This window comes from Granulicella sp. L46 (assembly GCF_009765785.1).
Lineage (GTDB): Bacteria > Acidobacteriota > Terriglobia > Terriglobales > Acidobacteriaceae > Granulicella.
The window spans coordinates 181,925-193,820 of the sequence record NZ_LMUT01000025.1; the positions used below are offsets into that span (position 1 = coordinate 181,925).

The 11,896-nt window shown below is 62.6% G+C and carries 10 protein-coding genes; 3 read left to right on the top strand and 7 right to left on the bottom strand.

Annotation, left to right across the window (positions count from 1 at the left end; translation table 11 throughout):
* Positions 1–151: 151 nt before the first annotated feature.
* The 3 genes from GSQ80_RS20755 to GSQ80_RS20765 form a co-directional block, all read right to left on the bottom strand.
* Positions 152–1,744 (bottom strand): lipid II flippase MurJ, encoded by a 1,593-nt coding sequence (locus GSQ80_RS20755; protein WP_158789566.1) that lies wholly within the window; start codon positions 1,742–1,744, stop codon positions 152–154.
* Positions 1,745–2,025: 281 nt separating this feature from the next.
* A complete protein-coding gene (locus tag GSQ80_RS20760; protein WP_216850503.1) occupies positions 2,026–2,655 on the bottom strand; it encodes a MerR family transcriptional regulator in 630 nt (209 codons plus the stop codon).
* A 241-nt stretch (positions 2,656–2,896) separates the two neighbouring features.
* Complete coding sequence (locus GSQ80_RS20765) at positions 2,897–3,277, bottom strand: DUF4267 domain-containing protein (protein ID WP_158789567.1); 381 nt, start codon at positions 3,275–3,277, stop codon at positions 2,897–2,899.
* 149 nt (positions 3,278–3,426) lie between these two features.
* Between GSQ80_RS20765 and GSQ80_RS20770 the strand changes: the two genes are divergently transcribed.
* Positions 3,427–3,972 carry a TetR/AcrR family transcriptional regulator gene (locus tag GSQ80_RS20770; protein ID WP_254059826.1) on the top strand — a complete coding sequence of 182 codons (546 nt, stop codon included), beginning with the start codon at positions 3,427–3,429 and terminating at the stop codon, positions 3,970–3,972.
* On the opposite strand, the gene GSQ80_RS20775 is transcribed toward GSQ80_RS20770, so the two are convergent.
* A complete protein-coding gene (locus tag GSQ80_RS20775) occupies positions 3,959–5,077 on the bottom strand; it encodes an NADH:flavin oxidoreductase/NADH oxidase (protein ID WP_158789569.1) in 1,119 nt (372 codons plus the stop codon). The genes GSQ80_RS20770 and GSQ80_RS20775 overlap by 14 nt on opposite strands.
* 244 nt (positions 5,078–5,321) lie before the next feature.
* Between GSQ80_RS20775 and GSQ80_RS20780 the strand changes: the two genes are divergently transcribed.
* Positions 5,322–6,383: a site-2 protease family protein gene (locus GSQ80_RS20780; RefSeq protein WP_158789570.1), complete on the top strand. Its 1,062-nt coding sequence runs from the start codon at positions 5,322–5,324 to the stop codon at positions 6,381–6,383.
* 16 nt (positions 6,384–6,399) lie between these two features.
* On the opposite strand, the gene purM is transcribed toward GSQ80_RS20780, so the two are convergent.
* Positions 6,400–7,533, bottom strand: coding sequence for a phosphoribosylformylglycinamidine cyclo-ligase (purM, locus tag GSQ80_RS20785; protein WP_254059827.1), 1,134 nt, complete (start codon positions 7,531–7,533; stop codon positions 6,400–6,402).
* Between the two features lie 78 nt (positions 7,534–7,611).
* On the opposite strand from purM, the gene hemL reads away from it, so the two are divergent.
* The gene (gene hemL, locus GSQ80_RS20790; protein ID WP_158789571.1) at positions 7,612–8,925 is read left to right on the top strand and encodes a glutamate-1-semialdehyde 2,1-aminomutase; all 1,314 of its coding nucleotides are present in this window, start codon (positions 7,612–7,614) and stop codon (positions 8,923–8,925) included.
* Positions 8,926–9,098: 173 nt separating this feature from the next.
* On the opposite strand, the gene GSQ80_RS20795 is transcribed toward hemL, so the two are convergent.
* Positions 9,099–10,877 (bottom strand): glycoside hydrolase family 9 protein, encoded by a 1,779-nt coding sequence (locus GSQ80_RS20795; RefSeq protein ID WP_158789572.1) that lies wholly within the window; start codon positions 10,875–10,877, stop codon positions 9,099–9,101.
* Positions 10,878–10,918: 41 nt separating this feature from the next.
* Positions 10,919–11,842, bottom strand: a complete 924-nt coding sequence (locus tag GSQ80_RS20800) for a VOC family protein (protein WP_158789573.1) — start codon at positions 11,840–11,842, stop codon at positions 10,919–10,921.
* Positions 11,843–11,896 lie beyond the last annotated feature (54 nt).

An 11,896-nucleotide genomic window follows, 5' to 3' on the forward strand; every position in this document is an offset into this window, starting at 1 on the left:
GAGGAACTCTTTTATTCTACCTGCGCGGAGGGGGTGGGGCGAAGCGGGAACAGTAAGTGGCGGGAAACGCGGGGTGAAGGGGGAGGGAGAGAGGGTGGAACAGGTTCTCAGTTGTCCGTTCTCAGTTCTCAGTTGGCTACAGGTTGACGGGTCAGGCAGTTTTGCGGCGGAGGATTTGGGCGGGGAGTTTGGAGCGCAAGGCTAGGAGGACGAGGAACGCGGCGACCGCCCAGGTGAGGCTTCCGGTGGAGAGGATGAAGAGGTCGGCTTTGTGGCCTTGGAGGTTGGGAAGGGCACGAAGGAGAGTTTGCACGGCGGCATAGGCGGCCGCGAAGGCGACGAGTGCGGCGGCGAGGGCTCGGGCTAGCTCGGTGTATTCGAGGTGGGTGAGCGAGACGAGTCGCTTGCGGTGGAGGAGGATGGCGAGCGTCGCGGTCTGGATGAGGATGCCGATGTCGGAGGCGATGGCGAGGCCGGTGAGACCGTGAGTCTTGAAGAGCGCCCAGTAGAGAGGGACGGAGAGGACAGTGATGATGGTGCCGGTGATGGCGGGGGTGCGCGTGTCGGATGCGGCATAGAAGGCACGGGCGTAGATGCCCTGCACGGCCCAAAGCGGGAGAGTGATGGCGAGGATCTGGAAGAGGTGGGTGACGGAGAGGACGTCGGCGTGATTGAATTTGCCGCTCTTGAAGAGGTCCATGAGCCAGGGGGCTAGCGCGATCATCCAGGCAGAGACGAGCATGGCAACGGCAAAGAGACGGGAGACGCTGCGACCGACGGAGGACGAGAAGTCGAAGCTGCGATTTTGCTGGAAGAGGCTGGCGAAGAAGGGGAGAGAGGCTGCGCCGGCGGCTGCACCAATGACGTTGAACGGGGCGTTGAAGAGGTCCTTCGCGTTGCCGATAAGGGTGATGCCGCCATGTTGGACGGAGGCGAAGTACTTGAGGAAGATACCGTCGAACATGACTAGCGAGACGCCGATCATGAGGGGGAGAGAGAGCTTGAGCCACTCGAGGAAGGCGGGGGCTTTGAAGTTGACGCGCGGGGTGTAGTGGAAGCCGGTGCGGAAAGCTCCGAGAGTGTTGAGCAGGGCGGAGCCGATGAGGACGCCGGCGATCACGCCGATGGCGAGCGAGTAGATGCCGATGCGGGTGTGGAGGAGAACGGCGCCTAGGATGATGCCAGCGTTGTAGATGAGCGGCGTGAAGGCCTGGTAGATGAAGATTTTTCGGACTTGGAGGCGCGAGCTCATGACGCTGCCGATGAAGAAGAAGAGCTGCGCGGGAAGGATGATGCGGGTGAGGGCGGTGCAGAGCGCGGCGCGGACGGGATCGGAGCGGAAGCCTTTGTTGGCTAGCCAGACGTATTCGGGTGCGAAGATTTCTGCGAGCAGGACACCGGCGCCGAGGACGACGAGCATGGTGGTGAGGATGACGGAGAGCGCGCGGTCACCTCCGTCTTCGTCGCCGGCTTCGCGATAGCGGTTGAGGATGGTGATTAGGGAGATGGACGCGGCGCCGCCGATGAGGAAGTAATTGAGCAGGTCGGGGAGGGTGAAGGCGGCGCGGTAGGCGTCCTGAGCGGCGCCTGCTCCAAAGAGGGAGTTGACGTAGCGGATGCGGACGAGCGCGAGCAGGCCGGAGCCGAAGGAACTCAGCATGAGGAGGATGGCGGCTGAGCCGGCGGTGTGGGTGCGCTTCCGGGGTGCGGGAGGTGTCGGGAGCGAGGGGGCGGAGGCGGTCATGGGGTCAGGTACTCGTTTGGTGGCTCAGAAGCAGATTCCCGAAGGGAATGACAGAAAGAAAGGCAAGGGCAACGACAACGGCAACAGCAACAGCAACGGCAAAGGCAACAGCCAATACAGGGGTCCTTCACTACGTTCAGGATGACGGCGTAAAACGAGCAACAGCAACAGCAACAGCAACGGCAACAGCAACAGCAAGGGCAAGGGCAACAGCCAATACGGGGGTCCTTCCCCTTCATTTCATTCAGGGCCGGGATGACGACGAAAAACTTGTCGGCAGGTTACTCGGAGGGGAAGAGGTCGCCCTGGTCGAGGAGGCGGGGGGCCTTGGCGTCGGGCTTGGGCTCGAGGACGAGACGGGGGCGCGGGGATTTTGGCTTGGACTCGATGGGCGCGGGTGCTGCGGCGACAGCGGCGGCAGGTGCGGGATGGTTGGGGGAGGCGGGCTTGGCGAGGAGATCGGCGAGGGAGCGGAGTTCGGCGCGGAGGGTGGAGAGCTGCTCGCGGCGGTGGGCTTCCTGGCGGATGGTTTCGCCGATGTCGACGGTGGATGCGGGCTGGGGCGCGGGGGTCGGGGCTGGCGCCGCGGCGAGCTGGGGCGCGGCTTCGGGGGCTTCTTTGATTTTGGATTCGGTGGAGAAGACCTGGCGGGCACCGGGGATGGTGTAGCCCTGGTCGTAGAGCAGGCTCTTGATGCGGAGAGCCATCTCGACGTCGCGCTTGCGGTAGAGGCGCTGGCCGGTGCCGCCTTTGTTGGGCTTGAGTTGGGGGAACTCGGTTTCCCAGAAGCGGAGCACGTAGGCGGGCACATCGCACAGCTTGGCTACATCGCCAATGCGGAAATAGAGCTTGTCCGGAATGACGGTTGGCTCGGGAGTAACTGCCTTGCGAATTGGATGATGTGACGTCACTAAGCTTTGAGTTACTAACGTATAGGATCGCAGACGGATTGAACTAGTGGTAAGGGCGGTTCCGCCTATGGTTCACCTATGAGTGCACAGGGTGTCAGGTTGGTTAACATGGGTTCGAGGGATACTTGAAGAGTTGGGTGGGGATGGTGGGGAGTTGTCAGTTCCCGGTTGTGAGCGCTCAGTTGGGATGAGGGAGCGCTCCTGCGGTGGTGGTGGGCGAGACCCGCTCAGGGCTTCTGGCTCACAGGATTTGGATGAGGAAGAGGCCGGCGATGAGCATTACCGCGCAGGTTGCACCGTGGATGGAGAAGGCTTTTGACTTCGATCCGTTTGAGGTGAGCACGATGAACATGTCGCCGAGAGGGATGATGGCGAAGGCGAGCATAGCCAGGCCTACCGTGTGCGCGCCTACGGTGAGCATCAGGGTGAGGATGACCAGGCCGGAACCGACGTCGCGGATTCCTTTGAGGCGGAGCCAGGCGCGGGTGTCGGGGTCGGATGCGGGCGGGTTGAGGCCGAAGGATGGGGAGATTCGTTGTGGCGAGCAGAGGTAGAACGAACCGATGCTGATGACGGCAGCGGCGATGAGGGCGGCTACGGAAAGGGGGATAGCGTTGTACATAGGAAATCTCCTTGATAGAAAATCTAGCAACGCTATAATGGATGCAATGAAGAACTCGAGGGTTCGGAAATTTGCCTAATTTTCTAGCAGCGCTATAATTTCTATCAATGGCGGAGACGTTGGCGACGAACCGGATTGCGGAAAGAAAGTTGCGGGACAGGCAGGCCCGCCGGGCACAGATCCTTCGTGCGGCACGAAAAATCGCAGAGCTTGAGGGGTGGCCGAACGTAACGGTGCGGCGGCTGTCTGACGAAATCTCGTACAGCCAACCTGTTTTGTACGCGCATTTTGGAAGCCGTGAGGGAATTTTGACGGCGGTGGCTGTAGAGGGGTTCCAGGAGCTAGGGCTGGCGCTTGAGAAGGCACGGAAGCGAAGCAAGCGGGAGAGCGCGGTGGAATCGGTCGCGGAGGCGTATCTGGAGTTTGCGGCGTCTTCCCCGGCACTGTATGAGGTGATGTTTTCGCTCGGGCTGAGCGTGCCGTTCGGCGCGCCTGACACTCCTCCGGAGCTGCGATTCGGGTTTTCCCAACTTCTGGAATTGTTTGAGGGGCGGGATGCGAAGGCGGAGGTTCTAGCGGAATTATTTTGGGCGAGCCTTCACGGGATCGCCGAGCTGACGAGAACGAAGCGGTTTCCGCGCAGCCGCCAAAAAGAGCGCGTGAGGGTGGTGGTGGAGTTGTTTACTCGGTCTTGAGGGGTTGGCGGCGGATTACTTTGCCTTGGGCGGCGCGTTCGTACTGGATGGGCCAGCTGGCGGGTTGGTGGAGCTGGTCGGCGGCGCGGAGGGGCCAGTAGGGTTCACGGAGGAGTTCGCGGGCGAGGAGGACTACGTCGGCTTGACCGGTGCGGATGATCTGGTCGGCCTGGGCGGGATCGGTGATCATACCGACGGCTCCGGTGGCGAGGCCGGTTTCGCGGCGGATGCGGTCGGCGAAGGCTACCTGGTAACCGGCGCCGATGGGGATCTGTTGGCGAGGGTCGTTGCCGCCGGAGGATACGTCTAGGAGGTCGATGCCTTCGGCTTTGACGAGGCTGGCGAACTGGACGATTTCATCGGGAGTTAACCCGCCGTCTACCCAGTCGGTGGCGGAGACGCGGACCCAGACTGGGAGGTTGGCGGGGAAGGCGGCGCGGGCAGCTCGGATGATTTCGATGGGGAACTTTGCGCGATTGGCGAAGGAGCCGCCGTACTCGTCGGTGCGCTGGTTTGAGAGGGGCGAGAGGAATTCGTGGGCGAGATAGCCGTGGGCAGAGTGGACTTCGGCGAGGAGGAAACCGGCGGCGGCTGCACGGTGGGCGGCGGCGGTGAAGTCGGCGAGGACCTTGTCCATGCCGGCGCGGTCGAGGGCGTTGGGGAGGGGGTACTCGTCGTGGAAGCGGAGGGCTGAGGGGGCGACTACGTTGGTCCAGCCGCCATCGGCGGGGGAGACGGTGTGTGAGGGTGTGACCCAAGGGACGGACATGCTGGCTTTGCGGCCGGCGTGCGCGAGTTGGATGCCGGGGACACTGCCATGCTCCTTGAGGAAGGTGGTGATGCGGGAGAGGAAGGGGATGTGGTCGTCGGAGTAGATGCCGAGGTCGCCGGGGGTGATGCGGCCTTCCGGGCTGACGGCGGCGGCTTCGGTGATGACGGTGCCCGCGCCACCGATTGCCCGGCTGCCGAGGTGGACCAGATGCCAGTCGTTGGCGTGGCCGTCGACGGAGCTGTACTCGCACATGGGGGAGACGACGATGCGGTTGGGGAGGGTGATGCTGCGCTGGGTGAGCGGGGTGAAGAGGCTGTCGGGCGGCTTGGACATGGGGGTTAGATGTAGGGAGTGCGTGGGAGGACGCGACGCGGTGCGGGGTCCGCGATGACGGCGGAGGGGGCTGCTGGGCGTGCAGGGACACAGGGAGGGCAAGAGTGAGGGTGATGAGGAGCAGGCGGGAAGCACGGGAGCGATTGTAGACGGTCGGTTGGGAGCGATTCGGAATCGGCGATGAGGAGCGATTTGGTGCGCGCGTCGTCTGGGATTGGGGCGCGTCCAATAGAATGTGAATGCAGTGTCTACTACGAATGCAACCGTACTTCCGCCTGAACCCGCGCCGCCTGAGGTGATCCACAATTGCCCGTCGTGCAGCCATTGGCTGCCTGAGGGTACGCTGGCGTGTCCAGACTGCCAGACACTGACGTATGGGGTGCACCTGGCCGAGATTGCGCGATCGGCGCAGGAGTTGGAGCAGGAGCAGAAGTGGGTGGAGGCGCGGGAACGGTGGCGGTCGGCGCTAGCGTGGCTGCCGGAAGAGACGCAGCAGGCGGCAAGCGTGCGGCAACATATCGCGCAGATTGATGCGCGATTGAAAGCGGCTGATGATCAGAAGACGAAGTGGACGAAACGGCTGGGGCCGTTTGCGCCGATTGCGCTGTTTTTGCTGAAGATCAAGTCGCTGCTGTTTTTAGTGTTCAAGCTGAAGTTCCTGTTGAGCCTGGTGGCGTTCTTCGGGATTTACTGGGTGCTGTTTGGGTGGAAGTTTGCGGCAGGATTTCTTGCGTGCCTGTTCATCCACGAGATGGGACATTACGTGGCGGTGCGTCGGCGAGGGTTGAAGGCTGAGTTGCCGGTGTTTTTGCCGATGATGGGCGCGTATGTGCGTTGGTATGGGCAGGGCGTGTCGCTGGAGGATCTGGCTTCGATCTCATTGGCGGGGCCGCTCTATGGGTTGTTTGCGGTGTTTGCCTGTTATGGATTTTTCCTGTCGACGCATGCGCCAATTTTCATGGTGCTGGTGTATGTAGGCGCGTGGGTTAATTTTCTGAACCTCTTTCCGTTGCTGGGGCTGGATGGCGCGCAGGCTACGTATGCGTTGTCGCGGCTGCAGCGTGGGCTGGTTGCAACGACGTGCGTGGTTCTGTTTGCGTTGTCGATTACGAATGGAGAGGTCTTCGGGCCGACCACGCTTTGGATCTTTTTGATCGTGGGCCTGGGCATGGCGTGGCGAGCCTTTGGGCCTGAGCCGGAGAAGCCGAGCACGCGGACGTTCCTGTACTTCCAGGCGCTGGTGCTGATTCTGGGCGTGATCGTGTATCGGACGCAGTTCGCGGGGATGGTTGCGCCGGGGCGCTAGATCTGCAAAGCAATTTTTAGCTGTAGAGGATGCGGGGCGAGGATTTGCGGATCACGCGACCGAGGATGATGGAGCGCTCGTTCATGCGGGTGAGCGTCAGGCGCGCTTTTTTGATGAGGTCGGCGGGTACGACGGCAACCAGGCCAATGCCCATGTTGAAGGTGCGGAACATCTCGTCGTGATCGAGGCCGCCGAGCTCCTTCAGGTGCGTAAACAATGGTGGTGGATCCCAAGCCGAGAGGTCGACGTGGGCGGCGAGGCCGCGGGGGAGGATGCGGGGAAGGTTTTCGGTGAGGCCGCCGCCGGTGATGTGTGAGAAGCCGGTGACGACTTCCGCCTGAATGAGCTTGCGGATGGGCGCGAGGTAGCTGCGGTGGGGGCGCATGAGGGCTGCGCCGACCTTGTCGCCGAGCTCGTTGATGTACTGATCGGGGCGGTAGTGGGCGGTCTCGAGTAGCAGCTTGAGCGCGAGCGCATAGCCGGTGGTGTGGAGGCCGTTGGAGGGGAGGCCGAGGAGGCAGTCGCCTTCGCGGATGGCATCGCCCGAGAGCAGACGGGGGCGGCTGACGACGCCGGTCATGAAGCCGGCGAGTTCGTAGTCGGAGTTGCCGTAGAGCCAGGGGGTTTCGGCGGTTTCACCGCCGAGGAGGGCGCAGGCGTTGGCTTTGCAGGCGTCGACGAGACCGCTGATGACTTGCTGGACTACGTCGGGATCGATTTGGCCGGCGGCGAAATAGTCGAGGAAGAAGAGAGGCGTGGCGCCTTGCACGGCGATGTCGTTGACGCAGTGATTGACGAGGTCGGCGCCGATGCTGGAGTGGAGGCCGAGCTGGATGGCGAGCTCAAGCTTGCTACCGACGCCGTCGGTGGTGGAGACCAGGACGGGGTCGGGGAAGCGCTCGGCGTCGAGTTGGAAGAGGCCGGCGAAGCCACCGATTTCGCTGAGCACATGCTTGTTGAAGGTGCGGCGGGCGAGACCCTTGATGCGGTCGTTGGCGAGGACGTGGCGATCGGTGGAGACGATGGCGTGGTCGTCGCTGCGGAGCGCGCGGGCTTCCTTGTGGATGGTTGAATTTTTGGATGGTTGCGACGAGGCGGCTGAGCCTTCACGCGGCGATTGCTCATCGTTGCCGGAGTTTGATTTTCCCAAGGAGGCCGCCTTCAGTTGCTGGAGTGTGCAGAGCAAGTTTATCAGCCGATTTTCGGAGCGACTTCTATACTGAGGAATATGGCACTTTCTTTTGCACGGTCAGCGCAGTTACAGCAGCGCGCTGAAGGATTTCTGCCGGGTGGTGTGGATTCCCCGGTGCGCGCATTCCGCGCGGTTGGCGGGCATCCTCCGTTTGTGGAGCGTGCCGAGGGCGCGTACCTGTTCGATGCGGACGGTAATCGCTTTGTGGATATGTTTGGGTCGTGGGGGCCGATGTTGCTGGGGCACGCGTTTCCACCGGCGGTGGCGGCGATTCGCGAGGCGGCGGGAAAGAGTGCGTCGTTTGGAGCGAGCACGGCGGCTGAGGCGGATTTAGCGGAGCTGGTGCAGCGGTGTTATCCGTCCGTGCAGAAGATGCGGTTTGTGAGCTCGGGGACGGAGGCTTGCATGTCGGCGATACGGGTGGCGCGCGGGTTTACGGGACGGAACTTCATTATTAAATTTGAGGGTTGCTATCACGGGCATGCGGACGCGCTGCTGGTGAAGGCGGGGAGTGGTATTGCGACGTTTGGGATTCCGGGATCGGCGGGCGTGCCGGCAGAGACAGTGATGCATACGCTGGCGCTGCCGTATAACGATTTGGCCGCGGTGGAGGCGGCGTTCGCGGCGCATCCCGATCAGATCGCTTGCGTGATTTTGGAGCCGGTGGTGGGGAATGCGGGGACGATCCTGCCGGAACCCGGATATCTAAAGGGGCTGCGGGAGATTACGTGGAAGCATGGGGCGTTGCTGATCTTTGATGAGGTGATGGTTGGGTTTCGGTTGGCGGCTGGTGGTGCGCAGGAGTTCTTTGCGGAGGAGATTGGTGGGCTTCCGGATTTGACGACGCTCGGGAAGATTGTTGGCGGAGGATTGCCGGTGGGAGTGTTTGGTGGGCGGGCGGATGTGATGGATTGCCTGGCTCCGCTGGGGCCGGTGTACCAGGCGGGAACGCTCAGCGGGAATCCGCTGGCGATGGCTGCGGGGATTGCTACGTTGTCCGCGATTCTGGAGGGGCAAGCGGAGATTTATCCGAAGCTGGAGGAGACGACGACGGCGATTGTGGAGGGTGTAGCGAAGCTGGCGGCGCAAGAGGGGATTGCGATGACCACGAACATGGTGGGGAGCATGTTCACATGGTTCTTCACGCCGCAGAGGGTGACGGATTTTGCTAGTGCGGCGACGTCGGATACGGCGATGTTTGCGCGGTTTCATCGCGGGATGCTGGAGCGGGGTGTGTGGCTGCCGCCTAGCCAGTATGAGGCGGCGTTTGTGAGTGCGGCGCATGGGGAGGTTGAGGTTGAGCTGGTGTTGGAGGCTGCGAAGGGGGCACTGAAGGCGGCGGTGAGTTGACTAGCCGGGATGAGGTTAGGCGATCGGAGCAAAGGCAAGAGCGGGAGACAGCAGGTTCCTCGCTTCGCTCGGAATGACAATTTCTTTTAGAAAGTCAAAGAAAGACAAGGCGCATTCCCAAAGGGAAGGACAGCAAGAAAGGCAACGGCAAGAACAGAAGCAAGAGCAACAACCTAGGGGCGGGAGCTGTTGGCGGCGGCTAGCAGGAAGACTAGTGGGGCGTTCCAGTTGATGGCGATTTCGTTCACGGAGTAGGCGCGCTGGTCGTCTAGCCACATGCGCATGGGCGGAGCTTTGGGGAGGGCATCGGCGATGGCGTCACCGCCGTAGGCGTTGGGGCCACCGGATAGCAAGCCGGGCCACGGGGCGACTATGCCGTCGGCTGCGCTGGGGCGGTGGTGGGGATGCTGGAATGGACGTTGGCCAAGTTGCGTGACCCAGGAGACGCCGAAGCAGTTGCGGCCGAGGAGGTAGTGCAGGTTGGAGAGGGCCGCGTCGACCGTCGCTTTGTTGGGTTGGAAATAATTCGCGACGAGTAGCAGCAGCGACTGGTTGCCGGCGTTGGAGTTCGAGCCCCAGTGGTAGTCGGCGAGCGAGAGGGTGGTGCCATAGCCGCTGGTGCGCGTGCGGGCGATGAGTTCGGCGGCTGCGGTTTGCGTTGCTTGCTGGATTGCCTCGACGACGGGACTCAGCTTGTGCCTGGGTGCGAAGGCGTAGGCCCAGAGGCCGAGGGAGGCTACGTTGTTCCAGGAGGGAACAGTGATCTTGAGGTTGGGGAGAAGGGGCTTGATGGAGTCGAGGAAGGCGGATTCGTACTGCGATTCCAACGTGGTGTGATAGAGCTCGGCGGAGGCCCAGATGAGTTCATCGCTGCAGTCGGGATCGCCGTAGTTGCCGGTGAGGACGGTGGGCGGGTTGATGAAGGGGACGTTGGGGTGTTCGCGGGCCCAGGTCCAGGCGAGGCGCGCGGCGGCGAGGCAGCGGGCGGCGAAGGTGGGGTCGAAGGGGTGGTAGCAGCGCGCGGCGATGGCCATGACGGCGGCGAAGTCGGCGGTGGCGCAGGTGCTCTTGTAGGGCGCGGAGCCGGTGCCGATGATTTCGCTGGGGAGGTGGTCGTCCTGCGGCATGATGAAGGCGCAGAAGTGGAGGCTGGTTTGCTTGTGCCAAACACCGCCGTCGGCTGGGTCCTGGAGGGAGAGCATCCAGTTGAGGTTCCATTTGATTTCGGCCAGGAAGTCGGGGAGGGTGATGCCGGATTCGGGGATGTCGAGCTTGAGGGAGTGGAGCGCGTCGGGGTACATCTCCCATGCCCAGAGGAGCGTGCCGGTGGTGATGCCGGAGTTGACGATGTAGCGGCCATAGTCGCCGGCGTCGTGCCAGCCGCCGGTGTTGGGGACGGAGCCGGAGCGGCCAGAGGTGGGGTCGAAGGCGCCGTCGTGATGGCAGGCTGGGTGGTGGTAGCCGTTGCCTAGATCGACTACGCAACCGCAGCGCTGACCGTAGTAGCTGCGCATGGTGAGGCGCAGGGCTTCTGCGTAGACGGTGGGGGCGATGGTGAAGAGGTCGGAGAGGGTGCCTTCGACATCGAGTTGGTATAGACCAGGCTTGGTGATGGAAGAGAAGTCGGCTTGGGCAGTGGTGTCCCCGGAGGCGGCGTCGAGAGATGGAGTGGAGAGCTTGCCTTCGAAGACTACGGCGTGATTTTCAGAGCGTAGGCGGAAGGTTGTTGGTTGTGTCGTTTGGCTGGGCATCTTCGCCAACAGAACCGTCGCGAGCTTCGCGTGGTTGGGGAGATAGCCTAGCTGGTTGAGGAGGATGGGCGGTGCGGTGTAAGTCGCTGAGAGAGGTTCCTGCACGAAAGACGATAGCGCGTGCAATTGCGGCCGGAGCGTCGAAGCGGCAGCAGCGGCGCCGAGGGATTTGAGGAAGGAGCGGCGACGAATTCGGTTCATCGGATCCATGGGCACTTGGCCCTCAGGGTGGAGAGAAGACGTTAGTGGGTGGGGCTGGAGGCGGTGAAGTCGGAGCAGCAGGGCTTGGAGACGGGCTGGAATTCCATGAGCTCTACGCGGGTGTTGTCGGGGTCATAGAGGTTGGCTTGCCATTTACCGTCGCGGCCCATCTGCGGGCCGTCGTGGCGCGGGGAAAGGCGGTCCTGCTGGTAGAGAGTGGTGACGGCCTGCTCCATGTTGGGGACGCCGAGCGAGAAGTGATTGAGAACGCCGATCTCGCGCTCGTTGAGGTGGTCGATGGGAGTGTCAGAACCGTCGCCAACCATCATGTACTCAAGCCAGTCATGGCCGTCGGGGACTTGCTGCGAAATCCAGTCGAGGGATTCGGGCTTCATGGCTCCGTACCAATAAGGGCGGAAGCCGAGGAGCTCGCGGTAGAAGTGATCTTCGTCGGCGCGGTTGTGGACGAGGTAGCCCATGTGGATGATGCGGGTGCTAATGGGGTGCGTCGTGATCGCTACGGCGTGCGCGTGGGTGGGCTGGAGGAATTGGACTTTGTTGCCTTCGGGATCCTGCGTGTCGAACCAGTGCGCGCCGTCGGTGGAGGTATGGAGTTCGGAGAGGTGGGTGAGGTTGTGCGCGGCGAGATAGCTGCGGAGAGCGGCGGCGTCGGTGGTGGTGTAGGCGACGCAGGCCATGCGGCTGATGGTGTGGTCGGCGGGGAGGGGAAGGACTTCCACGAACTGCGTGGGGCTGAAGTAGTAGCGGGCGCCGGTGGGATCCTGGGGGTCGGGTGCCTTGGTGGCTCCGAGGATGTGGCCGTAGAAGGTGTCGGAGGCGGCGAGGTCGTGTGCGTAGACGCACATGTGAGAGATGCCGGTGATGGCGGGTCGGGGCTGCTGCGCCAGGGCGGCGAGGGGCGCGAGGAGAAGCGCTGCGAAGAGCTTGGGGGAGATTATTTTCATTGTTGGGCCACGGTACTTATACGAGCGAGGACAGTATACGGACGCCGAGGAAGG

Excerpts from the sequence above, each read along its gene's own strand:
- GSQ80_RS20800 (WP_158789573.1), bottom strand. The coding sequence starts at position 11,842 with ATGAAAATAATCTCCCCCAAGCTCTTCGCAGCGCTTCTCCTCGCGCCC.
- hemL (WP_158789571.1), top strand. The coding sequence starts at position 7,612 with ATGGCACTTTCTTTTGCACGGTCAGCGCAGTTACAGCAGCGCGCTGAA.
- GSQ80_RS20755 (WP_158789566.1), bottom strand. The coding sequence starts at position 1,744 with ATGACCGCCTCCGCCCCCTCGCTCCCGACACCTCCCGCACCCCGGAAG.
- GSQ80_RS20775 (WP_158789569.1), bottom strand. The coding sequence starts at position 5,077 with ATGTCCAAGCCGCCCGACAGCCTCTTCACCCCGCTCACCCAGCGCAGC.
- GSQ80_RS20795 (WP_158789572.1), bottom strand. The coding sequence starts at position 10,877 with ATGAACCGAATTCGTCGCCGCTCCTTCCTCAAATCCCTCGGCGCCGCT.
- GSQ80_RS20765 (WP_158789567.1), bottom strand. The coding sequence starts at position 3,277 with ATGTACAACGCTATCCCCCTTTCCGTAGCCGCCCTCATCGCCGCTGCC.